The 14759-nt window shown below is 58.8% G+C and carries 12 protein-coding genes; 6 read left to right on the forward strand and 6 right to left on the reverse strand.

Annotated elements, in window-relative coordinates; genetic code table 11:
• Position 1: 1 nt before the first annotated feature.
• Positions 2 to 2623, reverse strand: coding sequence for an alpha-glucan family phosphorylase (gene glgP, locus Q7L55_07860; GenBank protein MDO8732470.1), 2622 nt, complete (start codon positions 2621 to 2623; stop codon positions 2 to 4).
• A 153-nt stretch (positions 2624 to 2776) separates the two neighbouring features.
• Here glgP and Q7L55_07865 point away from each other — a divergent pair, with 153 nt between their 5' ends.
• The gene (locus tag Q7L55_07865) at positions 2777 to 4828 is read left to right on the forward strand and encodes an alpha-1,4-glucan--maltose-1-phosphate maltosyltransferase (GenBank protein ID MDO8732471.1); all 2052 of its coding nucleotides are present in this window, start codon (positions 2777 to 2779) and stop codon (positions 4826 to 4828) included.
• On the forward strand, positions 4818 to 7010 hold the full coding sequence (gene glgB, locus Q7L55_07870; protein ID MDO8732472.1) for a 1,4-alpha-glucan branching protein GlgB: 2193 nt from the start codon (positions 4818 to 4820) through the stop codon (positions 7008 to 7010). Before Q7L55_07865 ends, glgB begins: the two co-directional genes overlap by 11 nt.
• Positions 7011 to 7013: 3 nt before the next feature.
• Here the strand turns inward: glgB and Q7L55_07875 are convergent, their stop codons facing one another.
• From Q7L55_07875 to Q7L55_07890, 4 genes are all read right to left on the reverse strand, one after another.
• Entirely contained in the window at positions 7014 to 7919 is a 906-nt protein-coding gene (locus Q7L55_07875; GenBank protein MDO8732473.1) for a tetratricopeptide repeat protein, read from the reverse strand.
• A 35-nt stretch (positions 7920 to 7954) separates the two neighbouring features.
• Positions 7955 to 8839, reverse strand: coding sequence for an ABC transporter permease (locus tag Q7L55_07880; protein MDO8732474.1), 885 nt, complete (start codon positions 8837 to 8839; stop codon positions 7955 to 7957).
• On the reverse strand, positions 8829 to 9575 hold the full coding sequence (locus tag Q7L55_07885) for an ABC transporter ATP-binding protein (GenBank protein ID MDO8732475.1): 747 nt from the start codon (positions 9573 to 9575) through the stop codon (positions 8829 to 8831). The genes Q7L55_07880 and Q7L55_07885 overlap by 11 nt, the downstream gene beginning before the upstream one ends.
• Before the next feature lie 77 nt (positions 9576 to 9652).
• Positions 9653 to 10786: an ABC transporter substrate-binding protein gene (locus tag Q7L55_07890; GenBank protein ID MDO8732476.1), complete on the reverse strand. Its 1134-nt coding sequence runs from the start codon at positions 10784 to 10786 to the stop codon at positions 9653 to 9655.
• Between the two features lie 158 nt (positions 10787 to 10944).
• On the opposite strand from Q7L55_07890, the gene Q7L55_07895 reads away from it, so the two are divergent.
• The 4 genes from Q7L55_07895 to Q7L55_07910 are packed head-to-tail and all read left to right on the forward strand — an operon-like array spanning position 10945 to position 13987.
• Positions 10945 to 11418 (forward strand): Rrf2 family transcriptional regulator, encoded by a 474-nt coding sequence (locus tag Q7L55_07895; GenBank protein ID MDO8732477.1) that lies wholly within the window; start codon positions 10945 to 10947, stop codon positions 11416 to 11418.
• 14 nt (positions 11419 to 11432) lie between these two features.
• Positions 11433 to 11864: a methylmalonyl-CoA epimerase gene (gene mce / locus Q7L55_07900; protein ID MDO8732478.1), complete on the forward strand. Its 432-nt coding sequence runs from the start codon at positions 11433 to 11435 to the stop codon at positions 11862 to 11864.
• Positions 11865 to 11890: 26 nt separating this feature from the next.
• Positions 11891 to 12109 (forward strand): hypothetical protein, encoded by a 219-nt coding sequence (locus Q7L55_07905; GenBank protein ID MDO8732479.1) that lies wholly within the window; start codon positions 11891 to 11893, stop codon positions 12107 to 12109.
• A gap of 3 nt (positions 12110 to 12112) precedes the next feature.
• A complete protein-coding gene (locus Q7L55_07910) occupies positions 12113 to 13987 on the forward strand; it encodes an acyltransferase family protein (protein MDO8732480.1) in 1875 nt (624 codons plus the stop codon).
• A 19-nt stretch (positions 13988 to 14006) separates the two neighbouring features.
• Here Q7L55_07910 and Q7L55_07915 read toward each other — a convergent pair whose 3' ends face one another.
• Positions 14007 to 14759, reverse strand: coding sequence for an alpha/beta hydrolase (locus Q7L55_07915; GenBank protein MDO8732481.1), 753 nt, complete (start codon positions 14757 to 14759; stop codon positions 14007 to 14009).

Here is a 14759-nt window from a genome sequence, read left to right on the forward strand (position 1 = left end):
CTCAGCCAGCGAACTGCACTGGCGGCTCGCCTACCTCGATCTCGGCGACCACGATAGGCATCGTCTGCAAGCCCATCTCCAACGGCGAGGCCAGGCCTCGGTGTGAGGGAAGGATGCGGACGGTATAGCCGAAGGGGCCATTCTGATCGAGATCCAAATTCAAGGTGTACAGCCATCGGTTGCCCTCGTAGCTCTCGGCCGCTGTCATCACTGGGGATTGCGGATGGACGATGCGGTCATTGGAATCAACCCGACCGTGCACGACCTGCACGATGACATCGTCAGGAGTCAGATCCCCGAGCGCGATGTTGGCGCGAATCTCAACTTCAGTGCCCAGATTCACGATGTCGCCGATCCCCTGAATTTCAACGTGCTCCACCTGAGCTGACGGCCATGCGGCACGCACGCGCGACTTCCAGTACGACAGTTCACGAGCTACCTCGAAGTCGTTCGCACTTGCCACGCGACCAGCATGGGCTGCTGGCAGATACAGATTGTTGACGTAGTCGCTGACCATGCGGCTGGCGAGCACCTTGGGCCCAAGGGTGCGCAAGGTGTGCCGAACCATGCCGATCCAGCGACCAGGCAGACCTGATTCGTTGTTCTCATAGAAGGTGGGCGCAACCGCCCGACCCATGAGGTCATAGAGCCCGGCAGCTTCAAGATCGTCACGGCGATCGGCATCGTCAACACCATCTGCGGTCGGGATGGCCCAGCCGTTTTGGCCGTCAAACCACTCATCCCACCAGCCGTCCAAGATGGAGAGATTGAGTGCGCCATTCAGGGCGGCCTTCATGCCTGAAGTACCGCTTGCCTCCAGCGGGCGAATCGGGTTGTTCAGCCAAACATCACAACCTGGATACAGGATCGTTGCCATCGCCATGTCGTAGTTCGGCAGGAAGACAATGCGGTGACGGACATCTTCCCCATCGGCAAACTGCACGAGCTCCTGGATCAGCCGCTTGCCGCCCTCATCGGCGGGGTGTGACTTGCCCGCAACGACCACTTGAATCGGGCGCTCCTCATCAAGGAGCAATGCGCGCAGCCGTGCCTTGTCGCGCAGCATCAGCGTCAATCGCTTATATGAAGGAACACGCCGAGCGAAACCGATGGTGAGCACATCGGGATCCATGACTGAGTCGATCCACTTCAACTCAGAATCGGTGGCTCCCCGCGCCAGCCATGAATCGCGCAGCATTGTGCGCGTCATCTTGATCAGCTCTTGCCGCAACTCACGCTTGACGGCCCAGAGGCGGTCATCGGGAGCATCGGCAATCGCATGCCAGCCATCAGCATCGTTGAGCATCTCGGCACGGTCCGAGCCAAGTGCAAGATCGCGAATCTGACGGGCAGTCCAGGTTGGGGCATGAACGCCATTAGTGATCGAGGTGATGGGTACGTCCTCGATGTCGAACTCTGGCCACAGCCCAGCGAACATGCCACGTGAGACCTGACCATGCAGCAGGCTCACCCCGTTTGCTCGTCCGGCAATGCGAAGGCCCATGACGGCCATGTTGAAGACGTTGGGGTCACCGCCAGCGTAATCCTCAGCGCCCATGTCCAAGATCCGCTCAACTGGAACTCCGGCGACCGCGTTATCGCCACCGAAAGTACGGGCGACCAGTTCGCGTGGAAAGCGGTCAATGCCGGCGGGAACAGGCGTGTGCGTGGTGAAGACCGTGCCAGCCCGTACTGCCTCGAAGGCTTCATCGTAACTGAGTTTGACTTCAGACTGCACAAGCTCACGAATGCGCTCCAGACCCAAGAAACCAGCATGGCCTTCATTGGTATGGAAGACCTCGGGCTCTGGCGCTCCGGTGATGCGGCAGTAGGCGCGCAACGCCCGCACGCCTCCGATGCCGAGCAGTATTTCCTGCAGCAACCGGTGCTCTCCTCCACCGCCGTAGAGACGATCGGTGACCTCGCGCTCGGCCTGGCCGTTTTCTTCCACGTCTGAATCAAGCATCAGCAGTGGAATACGGCCAACACGGGCAATCCAGACATGCGCGTGAATCGCTCGTCCGCCGGGCAGACCAACCTCGATGCTTGCAGGGGTGCCATCGGCTTCGCGAAGCAAGATCACCGGGCTGCCATCGGGATCACAGACCGGGTACCGCTCCAACTGCCAGCCATCGCGCGAAAGGGATTGCCGGAAATAGCCAGCGCGATAGAACAGGCCCAGACCAATAATCGGGACGCCCAAATCGCTCGCGGTCTTGAGGTGATCGCCAGCCAGAATGCCAAGGCCGCCGGAGTATTGCGGCAGCGCCGCGGTCACGCCGAACTCTGGGGAGAAATAGGCGATGCCCTTGGCTGAGTCCTCGCCCAGCGACTGGTACCAGCGATCACTTGCCAGATAGTCACTCAGATTCTCTGAGCGGTGGTTGATCCACTGCACGAAGCCGTCATCGGCTGCCAACTCCTCAAGGCGGTCTGCCGATACCTCGCCAAGCAGGCGCACGGGATCCTCCTCGACCGCTAGCCACAAGGCCGGGTCGATGGACTTAAACAGATCGCGAGTCTCTGGATCCCACGACCACCGCAGGTTCAGCGCGAGATCCTCTAGGGCAGCCAGACGCTGCGGAAGGACTGTGCGGACAGTGAATCGTCTAATCGCTCTCACGAGCCTAGAGTAGTCGATATGATAGCGCTTACATTGCCACCCAGATCACAGCGGTGTGAATTTCACGCAACATCTGGGTGCCATGACATCGAGCACTGATCGTGAGGGGGCAGCAGCCGTGTTTCCGCCGCTCTCGCCGGTACGGTCTGCACCATGGTCGATGCCGTGAAGAGAGCTCCCGCCGCAAGAGTGCAGGCCAATGCCGAGCCTTGGTTGCCGCCGAACACCACTGTTGCCGCAGAGCTCTCTGGCCGCTTCCCGATCACTGACATCAGCCCGACTGTGCTCGGCGGACGCCGCCCAGCTGCCGCCGCCGTGGGTGAGCTTGTTGAGGTTCGCTGCACGAGTTTTCGCGATGGCCATGGCGCTCTCGGCTTGCACCTTGTCGTGCGCGACCATGCCGGACTTGAGCATTCACGTACCCGCATGATGCCGACGAACGACGGATTGGACACTTGGGTTGGTCAGTTCCGTCCAGACGCGATGGGGCTTTGGCATTTCGACATCGAGGCTTGGGGAGACCCATGGTCCACGTGGATGCAGCGAGCTGCCATCAAGATTCCGGCGGGCCTCGACGTAGAACTTGAATGCGAAGAGGGTGCGCGCATTCTGGAACGAGCTCTGAGCGAAACCACGATCCCGCGTAACTCTGTCATCGATGTGGCCATCCGGGCCTTGAGATCTGAGTTGGCCCCCAAGATTCGTCTGGCATCCGCAGTCGACCCTGGTGCAGCCGACGCGATGTACGTCCACCCGATTCGCGAATCCGTAACGTCCAGCGGCCCATGGCCCGTGCAGGTACAACGTCGGCGAGCACTTGTAGGAGCTTGGTATGAACTCTTCCCGCGCAGTGAGGGTGCTGATCTTGGCAAGAAGCGATCTGGAACCCTTCGTTCGGCGATGTTGCGGCTGCCTGCAATTGCTGCGATGGGCTTTGACGTTGTCTATGTGCCTCCGATTCATCCGGTAGGCGCAGTCAATCGCAAGGGACCCAACAACATCCTGAATCCCAAGGCCGGGGATCCCGGCTCGCCCTGGGCGATCGGATCTGCGGAGGGCGGCCATGACGCCATTCATCCAGATCTCGGAAACCTGAGCGATTTCACCGCGTTTGTGGCGCGAACCGAGGAACTCGGCATGGAACTTGCGCTTGATCTGGCCCTGCAAACCTCACCAGACCATCCATGGGTGGCCACACATCCCGAGTGGTTCACCACACGCGCCGACGGCACGATTGCCTACGCGGAAAATCCGCCAAAGAAATACCAGGACATCTATCCACTGAACTTCGACCTAGATCCGGAAGGCCTGTATCTCGAGGTTGAGCGCATCGTGCGACTCTGGATCGCACGAGGCGTGCGCATTTTCCGCGTGGACAACCCGCATACCAAACCCTTGTGGGTTTGGGAGCGATTGATCGCTTCCATCAACAGCACCGATCCCGAGGTGCTATTCCTCGCTGAAGCATTCACCAAGCCGCCGATGATGCGCGCACTCGCGCAGGTCGGCTTTCAACAGAGTTACACCTACTTCACCTGGCGCAACTCCCGACAAGAAATCGAGGAGTATCTGCGCGAACTCGCTGGGCCGGCTGCAGCGCAAATGCGTCCGAACCTTTTCACCAACACTCCAGACATCCTGACGGAGTACTTGCAAAATGGCGGGCCGCACGCATTCGAGATTCGATCAGTCCTCGCAGCAACCTTGTCTCCAAGTTACGGTGTGTACAGCGGCTTTGAACTCTTTGAACATGTGGCACTTCGGCCGGGCAGCGAGGAGTACCTCGACAGCGAGAAATTCCAATATCGGCCACGCAATTGGAAAGCAGCCGAGGAGAAGGGGCTCTCGCTCTCGCCATTGCTCACTCAACTCAACTCGATTCGCCGGGCCCATCCGGCACTTCAGGATCTGCGCTCCTTGCATTTCCATCAGAGCAGCAATCCCAACATCATCGCCTTCTCAAAGATTGACGAAGGCGATGTCATGCTCGTGGTGTGCTCCTTAGATTCATACCAAGCCCAACAGGGAGTCATTTCTTGGGACATGCCAGTGCTTGGCATGGATTGGGAGCAACGGTTCGTTGCCAATGATCTCTTGCACGACCACTCTTGGACCTGGGGTCGCGAGGCGTATGTTCGTCTCGCGCCTTGGGAGCAGATCGCCCACGTGATCCATGTGCCAAGGGAGGCTGCTGGTGGCAACTAGCCCAATTGGTCGGGTCGAGGTCAGCCTGTCTGAACTGGACCAGATCGTTGACGGCTGGCATCACAACCCGCATGCCGTTCTGGGTCCGCACATCAGCGGGAAATCTGTGACGATTCGCGTGCTGCGCCCGACTGCTGATGCAGTAACGGTGGTCACGCCTGAGGCGCGAATCCCTATGACACATGAGCATCGAGGCGTCTGGTTCGCGATCCTGCCTGGTGCTCAAGTGCCGAACTACGTCGTCGACGCCACATACGGCGGCAACGTCATTCCAGGCGATGACCCCTACCGATTCCTTCCCACTCTCGGCGAGATCGACCTTCATCTGATCTCAGAGGGACGCCATGAGCAACTCTGGCAAGTTCTCGGAGCACATGTGCGCCAATACGACACTCCCTTCGGCGTGGTTACGGGCGTCTCGTTTGCGGTGTGGGCTCCGAGCGCGCAGGGCGTGCGCGTCAGTGGAGATTTCAATTTCTGGGACGGCATGGCTCATCCCATGCGTTCACTTGGTTCGACAGGTGTCTGGGAACTGTTCGTGCCAAGCATTGCTGAAGGCACTGTCTACAAATTCAATGTCCTGGGCAAGGACGGCGTTTGGCGTGAGAAAGCCGATCCAATGGCCTACGCAACCGAAGTGCCTCCCGCAACAAGCTCGATCGTCTACACGTCTTCCCATCAATGGGCGGACCACGAATGGATCGATGAACGTGCAGTAGTTGATCCTCACCGGCTGCCTCTAAGCATCTACGAAGTGCATCTCGGCTCGTGGCGACCACATCTGGACTACCGCGGTCTGGCAACAGAACTCGTCGAATACGTACAAGCAACTGGATTCACGCACATTGAGTTCATGCCGCTCGCCGAACATCCGTATGCCCCTTCCTGGGGCTACCACGTCACCTCCTACTTCGCCCCGTCTGCGCGATTTGGTTCGCCAGATGACCTCAGGTTCTTGATCGACTCACTCCATCAGGCAGGCATCGGCGTGATCGTCGATTGGGTGCCTGCACACTTCGCGACTGACCCATGGGCACTTGTTCGCTTCGACGGCACGGCCCTCTACGAACATCCAGATCCGCAACGAGGCGAGCACCCTGACTGGGGTTCATTCATCTTCAACTACGGGCGCACTGAAGTGCGCAACTTCTTGGTTGCCAACGCCATCTACTGGCTCGAGGAATTCCACCTCGACGGATTGCGCGTCGATGGCGTGGCTTCAATGTTGTATTTGGACTACTCCCGCAAGGACGGCGAGTGGTCACCGAATCAGTTCGGCGGCCGCGAGAATCTTGAGGCCGTCTCCTTCTTGCAGGAGATGAATGCAACCGTCTACAAGCGGGTGCCCGGAGTGATGACGATCGCAGAAGAATCAACTGCCTGGCCGGGCGTGACACAGCCAACTTTCAATGGTGGTCTCGGCTTTGGATTCAAGTGGAACATGGGATGGATGCATGACTCCCTTGACTATGTGAGTCGAGAGCCGATTCACCGGCAGTATCACCACAACTCGATGACCTTTTCGATGATGTACGCCTATAGCGAGCGATTCGTACTGCCGCTCTCGCATGACGAAGTCGTCCATGGCAAGGCCTCAATCATCGACAAGATGCCGGGCGATCGATGGCAGAAGCTGGCGAATCTTCGTGCCTACCTGGGTTTCATGTGGGCGCACCCTGGCAAGCAGCTCATATTCATGGGCACAGAGTTCGCGCAATCGCATGAGTGGAACAGCGAAAAGGGCCTGGAATGGTGGCTTCTGGAGTTCGCTGAGCATGCTGGCATGCTCGCCGCGGTCAGTGATCTGAATCGGGTCTACCGCGAGCATCCAGCGCTGTGGCAACGCGACGACTCCCCGAATGGATTCGAGTGGCTGGATGCCAATGACTCAGCCTCCAATATCTTCAGTTGGCTTCGCTGGGATGAGGCTGGCAGCTGTGTGGCTGTAGCCGTCAACATGTCTCCAGTGCCGCGCACCACATATCGCATCGCATTGCCGTTCGCTGGCGAGTGGAAAGAGTTAATCAACACTGATGCGGCCAACTACGGCGGAACCGGCCTTGGCAATCTTGGACTTGTCACTGCACATCCGCAGGCTTGGAACGGTCGGCCAGCTTCAGCAGACATCGTGCTGCCGCCGCTTTCGGCTGTCTACTTGTCGTTCACTCGTGCCAGGGAGTAGTTGCTAGAACAGCGCACTGGCAAGGGCAGTACGAGCGGGTGCGACGGCCGGATCATCATCGGCAATCACGAACAGCTCCAACAAACGAGTCCGCGTGCGATTGCGCTCCTCACCTGTCGTGGCCTTCACTGTTGCGATCAAGCGAGCAAAGGCCGCAGCCCAATCGCTGTTGAGTGCTTCGGCATCAGCAAGGGCCAGCTGAGCATCAACATCTGATTGCGCAGCATCTTCAATGAGGGTCGCCGACTCAGTTCTGCCATAGAGACCCACCATTGCTAGACCGGCCAGAGCCTCGGCATCATTCGGCGTTTGGAGCAGCACTTCACGGTATGCCTGTTCAGCAGCAAGCCAATCCCCGGCCTCGACAGCATCGAAGGCAGCAACGAACCGTGGATCAATTGGCTGCTCCGCTTCGACTTCAGCGGCGGGCGCCGCCGCCTCACCAAAGGTGCCCGTCACCCCTTGCTCGGCCGCAACTTTGAGCAACTCAGCCAGCACCTGCTTGATTTGAGCTTCTGGATATGCACCCTGGAACAGCGGGAGCACCTGACCCTTGACCACTGCAAACACAGAGGGAATCGATTGAACCTGAAAGGCCTGCGAAATGCGCGGCTCGGCATCCACATCAACCTTGGCCAGAATCCAACTGCCACCTGCTTCAGCAGCGAGTTTCTCCAAGATGGGTGACAACTGCTTGCACGGCTCGCACCAGGTAGCCCAGAGATCCAGCACAACCGGCACCGTGTTGGACTGATCCAGAATTCGCGTCTGGAACTCGGCCTCGGTGACATCGAAGATCACGCCTGTAGGTGCCTGTGCCTTGGCAACCTCAGCAGCTTGCTGTTGCTTGCGATTGGTGGCTAAGGCACCCAGATCTATTGCACCCCGGGCAGCAAATGGTGTCGACACAGGTCCCATTCTTGCCTATGCCATGCGAGCCGCGACTAGCGGAGCAGCCCGCGGTTGGTCAGGGTGCGGCGACGCATTGGTGCGAAAACGATTCGTTCCACCAGCACGCCAACGGCAAGAATCATGAAGATCGAGCCGATCACCAATGCCATGTCTCCCAGCGAGCGTCCGTTGTCGAGCATCTGGCCAAGGCCTGGCCCAAGCGCTGGCGAAACGGCGATCAATTCAGCAGCCATCAGCGAGCGCCAAGCGAAGGCCCAGCCCTGCTCCAGCCCAGCAAGGTAGCCGGGCCAAGCCGCGGGCAGCACGATGTGGCGCACTCGAGCAAGGCCCTCGGCGCCCATCACCTGGCCGGCGCGCAGGATGATGGACGGGATCTGATCGATGCCAGCGATGAGCCCGTTGGCAATCGAAGGCACAGCACCCAAGAGCACGACGGTGTAGATCGTGGTATCAGAAAGGCCGAACCAGATGATTGCTGCAGGAACCCAAGCAACCGACGGCAGCTGCTGAAGACCAGTGAGAATCGGGCCGAAGATTGCACGCAAGGTCTTGTTCAATCCAAGCGCCACACCAATAGGCGTTGCGATGATCACTGCAAATACAAAGCCCTTTGCCGCCCGCTGAATGCTATTGAACGTTGCCTGCCACAGGATGTCTTGAGTTGCCTGCTGGCCAAGTGCACTCCACACATCGTGCGGCGAAGGAATGATGTAGTCGGGCTGCCACTGCAGCCAAATGACGATCTGCCAGATGAGGAGTATCGCGCCAATGGCAATCAGTGGCGACAGCAGAGTGAAGAAGAAAGCGCCGATGCTCCGCTTTTCTTCGCGCGGAGTCTCAAGCGCATCAAGACCTGACTCAAGGCGCTTGAGATCTGTGCCGCCGCTGGGACCTTGAGTATCAACGTCAGACGGCATGGCGAACGATCTCCTCACGCAGATTGTTGGTGATTTCGCTGGCAAGTTGCGAGACATCTGTTGAGTCCAGCCGCCACGGCTCATGTGATCCGATATCCCATTCGCGGATGATGCGACCTGGTCGAGAAGACATCAGCAGCACCCGCTCGCTGAGCCGCACAGCTTCACGCACGTTATGCGTGACGAAAATTATCGTGATGCCAGTTTCTCTCCAGATGCGCGTGATCTCTTCGTGCAGGAAGTCACGAGTGATGGCATCGAGGGCGGCAAAAGGCTCGTCCATCAACAGCACTGAGCGTCCTTGCGCAAGCGCGCGTGCGATGGCTACTCGCTGACGCATGCCGCCTGAGAGTTCGTGCGGCCGCTGCTTATAGGAGCGCTCAAGGTGGACGAGCTCAAGCAACTCCTGAGCACGAGCTTTGCGGTCCTTGCGCGGCACTCCACTGAGCTCGAGAGCGAGTTCGATGTTCTTGCCGGCGGTCAGCCACGGCATGAGCGCGGGTTCCTGGAACATCAACGTTGGCGGACCAGCAAGACCAACGGAACCGGTGGTTGTGGTCTCAAGCCCCGCGATGATGTTCAAAAGGGTGGACTTGCCACAGCCAGAGGCTCCGACGAGCGAGACGAACTCGCCTGGCTTCACTGCAAGACTCACGCCGTCAAGAATGATCGGACCGTCTGCGCTGAACTTCTTCACGATATTCGCGAGTTCCACTGCTCCCTGAGCAACGGCCATAAATGATTCCCCACTTTCGTTGGCCAGTTGAGGCGCCGGTGCGGGACCCCCGTCCCAACACCGGCGCCCATCCACCGCTACTGCAGACCGAGCGAAGCGGCCGTAACAGGCTTTGCCTTTGCGGCCTTGAGCACGCTGTTCAACAGACGCAGGTCATAGATGCCGCTCAACGCACCAGGATTCAAATTGAGCAATCCAGCTATGACCGCATCGTCGGCACTCTTCTTCAAGGTCAATGGCAGTGGATCCCAGGTGAAGCGCAGGTTGCCCCACGAGCGAGTGATGACGTTGTCGGCCAGTGGCTTGCCCGTCCACTTGGTGATCTGCTCCTGAACTGCATCCTTTGCCGGCAGGATGTTCTTGGCGATCCACTTGATCGCGCTGTTGTTGGCCTGCAGGACCGTTCGCACCGTGCCTGGGTACTGGTTCAAGAAGGCTTGCGAAGCGATGATGTCGGTCGTGACGAACTGCCCACCTGACCACAGATCCTTCTCGTCGACCAGCACCTTTGCGCCGGACTCGAGCACCAGGCGTGAAGCCCACGGCTCAGGCAACCAGCCACCATCAACGTCGCCACGCTTATAGAGAGTCAGCGTCGTTGCGTTGTCAGTCGGGATGATGGCCACATCGCCACCGCCGGCCGAGTTGAACGTAAGGCCCTTTTCCTTCAAGAACGAACGAAGCGCGACGTCCTGAGTGTTGCCGAGTTGAGGAGTCGCAATCTTCTTGCCCTTGAGATCAGCGATGCTATTGATGCCAGGGCGCACAACGAGCTGAGCGCCACCGGAGGTTGCACCTGAAACGACGCGCAACAAGGAGCCGCTGGTCGAGGTGTAGCCCGACACTGACGGGTTCGGCCCGATGTAGCCGATATCGATTGCGCCGCCCTTCATGGCCTCGATCTCAGCCGGACCGGCATTGAAGACCGTGTACTCGACCTTGGTGCCTTCCTTGGCCAGCGCCTTTTCAAACAAGCCAAGCTGCACTGCAACGAGTGCGGGCGCGTGAGTGAGGTTTGCAAAGAAGCCGATGCGCACCACGGACGCGGTCGGCAGTTTCGGCAGTTTCGGCAGAACTGAAGTGGCAGATGGGGTAGGCGTTGGCGTGGGCGTGGGCGTGGGCGTGGGCGCAGCGTGCGCCGCTACCGGAAGCACCGCAACGCTCAGTGCTGTCGCGGCGAGTACTGCCCGCTTGGTGAACTTGTTCATCATTGCCTTTCGAATTGGGATGTTTGTTCTTACTGGATCGATTTTCCTACTTAGTTGATGGGAAAGATAATGATAGTTGGAAAAGAACGCAAGTCAGACACACCGGCACTCCTGCCGACCCTTGGCAACCATTCCCCGTGAAAAAGAGGACAATGCAAACCGTGCATATCTCCGCCAAGGCTGACTATGGGATGCGAGCCCTTCTAGAACTCACCTCCGCCTACCGCGAGAATCCCAAACAGCTAGTCAAGGGCGAGGTCATCAGCAAGGCCCAGGACATCCCGGTGAAATTCCTGGAGGGAATCCTTCGTCAACTGCGCCAATCAGGGATCGTGGCCAGCCAACGAGGGGCAGAAGGTGGCTACCGCCTGGATCGCTCCCCCGATGAAGTGACCATTGCCGATGTCGTGCGCGCCTTGGACGGTCCACTGGCAGCCGTGCGCGGCCAACGGCCCGAAGACGTCGTCTACTCCGGGCCCTCTGAGCATCTTCGCGAGGTCTGGATTGCCGTTCGAGCGGCGATTCGCGATGTCCTTGAGCACATCACCTTGGCTGAGGTCGCGTCCAACGAATTGCCCACGACTGTGGCTGCCCTGCTGGATGAGCCAGGTGCATGGCAGCGCCGCTCCTCTTAAGGCAAGATGCCTCCATGGACCCCATCTTCAAGCGCGTTGACCACGTTGGAATTGCCGTTGCAGATCTCGACGTGGCAATGAAGTTCTACTCCGAGGTATTCGGCATGACCGTGCTGCACGAGGAGGTGAACGAGGAGCAGGGTGTACGTGAGGCCATGGTCGGTATCGATGGCAGCGGCGCGCAGCTGCAGTTGCTGGCTCCAACCGGCCCAGAGTCCACAATCGCCAAGTTCCTTGATCGCAATGGCCCCGGAATCCAGCAGATGGCCTACACGGTTGAAAACGTCGATGCGGCTTCAGATGAACTGCGCGCCCGCGGCGTTCGGATGCTCTACGACACCCCAAAGCGCGGCACCGGCGGTTCACGCATCAACTTCGCCCACCCCAAGGACTGTGGTGGCGTGCTCGTTGAACTGGTGGAGCCACCTGCACACGCTGCTCACTAGTACCCAGCGGATCCTTCAGCGGGCCGATGTCTGACATCGGCGTCTTCGTAGATCAACACCGCTCAGAACTGCTCGCGCTGCTTGCCGGTGCACTAGGAGCCTTGGCATTCCTCGCCTTGATACGTAAGGCGATCAAGTGGTTCATCATCTTGCTGCTGATGACTGCCCTGGTGACCGCGTGGTGGCTGACCCATGAACAAGATCTCTTCGGCGGTGCGAAAGACATCGTGGAACTCTTACGATGAACCGTGTCTGAAACAGATGTGACTCAAGTGGCGGCGGACACAGCCGTGCCCAGAGGTCCGCAGACACCCTGGCATATTGATCGTGGGCGCAAGGCCGGCGAGATGGGTTACATCCCTGGTCTGGATGGCATTCGTGCCATCGCCGTCATTGGAGTGCTCCTCTACCACGCGGATCTCGATTTCATTCCAGGCGGATTTCTTGGTGTCGATGTCTTCTTCGTCCTCAGTGGCTTTCTCATCACTTCGCTTCTTCTCGAGCAGTACCAACGTTCGGGTCGCATCAACTTCAAGGTCTTCTATCTCGGACGCATACGCAGGCTGTTTCCAGCTCTGATCGCCGTGCTCCTTGTCGTTGGAATCGTCAGCGCCTTCTTCTACAAAGATGCGGCTGGCAGATCGCTCAGCGACATCATCGCCTCATTCTTCTATGTCAATAACTGGTGGTACATCGTCGGCGACCAGTCGTACTTCGACTTCATTGCTCGACCACCATTGCTTAAGCACCTGTGGTCACTTGCCATCGAAGAGCAGTTCTATTTCATCTGGCCCGCAGTTGCCTTCTTGATCATGCGCAAGTGGCAACGACGTGGAGTGCTGCTCTTCTCGCTGCTGCTTGCCTTTGCGTCCACTGCCTGGATGTTCTACCTGTCCAATGCCAATGGCTACCCAGAACTTGCAGATCCAACTCGGGTGTACTTCGGCGCTGACTCTCACGCAATGGGATTGCTGATCGGAGCGGCACTCGCGGCGGTCTGGCGCCCGGGTCGTATGCAGGCCAAGGTCAACCCCTTAGCCCGAAATCTGTTGAATCTGATAGGCGTCTTGGCCCTTGCCGGCCTGCTTGGCTTCTACGTATTCGTTGGCGAATTCGCGCCATGGCTCTATCGCGGTGGTTTTCTTATCCTCGCTGGAATCGTCGCTTTGCTCATCGCCATCACAAGCCATCCGGCTAGTGGGTTCTGCTGGCTGCTGGGGCTCCAGCCACTTCGCTACATCGGGCAACGTTCGTACGGCCTCTATCTATGGCACTGGCCGATCTTTGCCGTCACGCGACCTGAATTGGACATCCCTCTCGACGGGCTTTCGCTGCTCGTGCTTCGTCTCGGACTGACCTTTGGTGCAGCCGAGCTCAGCTATCGCTATCTCGAAATGCCCATACGCCGTGGAGCAATTGGAAAGCTGAAGAACAAGTGGGAGCGCGGAACCACTGCCACCCGATCAAAGCTACGTTGGCAGGTGCCAGGTGCATTGCTCGTCTCGCTCCTGGCGCTCGTCACGATCTTGACAGCACTTGTGGTCACAGCAAGAAACACCACGACCGCTCCAGACATAATCGCGGCCATCGGCGATCGCCCTGCGGTCACCATCGACACCACATCGAATGTCAAGCCTTCGGTCAGCGCCATGGGTGACTCCGTGATGCTCGGCGCGCGCAAGTCGCTTCAAGGCGCGATGCCGGGCATCACCATCGATGCCGCTGTTTCTCGTTTTCCCGGCGCGTTCATCGGTCCACTCAAGCGCTACGAAAAGGCGAACAAGCTTGGATCCACTGTCATCGTGCACCCGGGCACGAATGGAGTGCTGCCTGAATCCATGCTTCGCGAGATGCTCAACATCTTGAAGCCGCATGCGCGTGTGGTGCTGGTCAATGACAACATGCCGCGCACTTGGCGCAACCCAAACAACAACGTCATCGATGACGTCGCCAAGGACTATCCGAACGTGGTGCTTGTCGATTGGTACAACGCCTCGCACGGACATCCTGAGTACTTCGTGTCAGATGGCGTACATCTGACTTCGAAGGGTGCGGCCACCTACTCGCAACTTCTCAAGAATGCAGCTGAAGCCCCCGCCGCCCAGCCATTAACGAGCCCATAGACCCGAGCAGACAGACAGCTCAGGCTAGGTCATTCCAGCGGTCCATCGGGCCAGCCCATTCACGTGGCAGAGGCGAAAACTGTGGAGCCACGGACGCAACGATGAGATCTAGAACAGCGGACACAGCCTTCTCCCCCACCCACAGATGCTTTGCCCCATCAACACCAATCACCTTCGCCTGGGGTACGCGCGAAAAACGTTGATGAGCTTCTGGTGGCTGGAGGTAGTCATCGAACTCTGGCACCAGCGCAATCAAGGGCAATTGTGAGGCGGCCCAGATGTCGAGCATCTCATCGGTTGAAAATCTCAGCGGCGGCGAAAGCAGGATTGCGCCGGCAATCCCCTGAGCCGTTCGTGCTGCAAGTGCATGTTTGAGGATCACGTCGGTTCCAAATGACCAGCCCAACACCCAAGGTTGCGGGAGATTCGCCTCCCCTACGTATGCGAGTGCGGCAGCCAGATCGCGACCTTCGGCCCCTCCGTCATCAAAGACACCTTCGCTTGTTCCGCCCGCGCTCGTGGTACCGCGCGTATTGAAACGAAGCACCGCAATATCGGCAAGGGCAGGCAGCCGCCAGGCCATCTTGCGCAGCACGTGACTGTCCATCATTCCGCCAGCTGTGGGCAGTGGGTGGACGCAGACGATGGTCGCCACTGGCGCATGCTCGAGCGGAGTCGCAAGTTCTCCGATGAGATTCAAGCCATCAGATGTACGCAAGTTGATTGGCCGTCGAAGTGCCGGAAGCACTGAGTTGGCGTTGATTTCTGCCAT

The organism is Actinomycetota bacterium (assembly GCA_030650795.1).
Classification (GTDB): Bacteria; Actinomycetota; Actinomycetes; order S36-B12; family S36-B12; genus UBA11398.

What these genes read in the sequence shown, in the direction of transcription:
- Q7L55_07865 (MDO8732471.1), top strand. Translation starts at nt 2,777, where the DNA reads ATGGTCGATGCCGTGAAGAGAGCTCCCGCCGCAAGAGTGCAGGCCAAT.
- Q7L55_07880 (MDO8732474.1), bottom strand. Translation starts at nt 8,839, where the DNA reads ATGCCGTCTGACGTTGATACTCAAGGTCCCAGCGGCGGCACAGATCTC.
- Q7L55_07885 (MDO8732475.1), bottom strand. Translation starts at nt 9,575, where the DNA reads ATGGCCGTTGCTCAGGGAGCAGTGGAACTCGCGAATATCGTGAAGAAG.
- Q7L55_07890 (MDO8732476.1), bottom strand. Translation starts at nt 10,786, where the DNA reads ATGATGAACAAGTTCACCAAGCGGGCAGTACTCGCCGCGACAGCACTG.
- mce (MDO8732478.1), top strand. Translation starts at nt 11,433, where the DNA reads ATGGACCCCATCTTCAAGCGCGTTGACCACGTTGGAATTGCCGTTGCA.
- Q7L55_07905 (MDO8732479.1), top strand. Translation starts at nt 11,891, where the DNA reads ATGTCTGACATCGGCGTCTTCGTAGATCAACACCGCTCAGAACTGCTC.
- Q7L55_07915 (MDO8732481.1), bottom strand. Translation starts at nt 14,759, where the DNA reads ATGGCAGAAATCAACGCCAACTCAGTGCTTCCGGCACTTCGACGGCCA.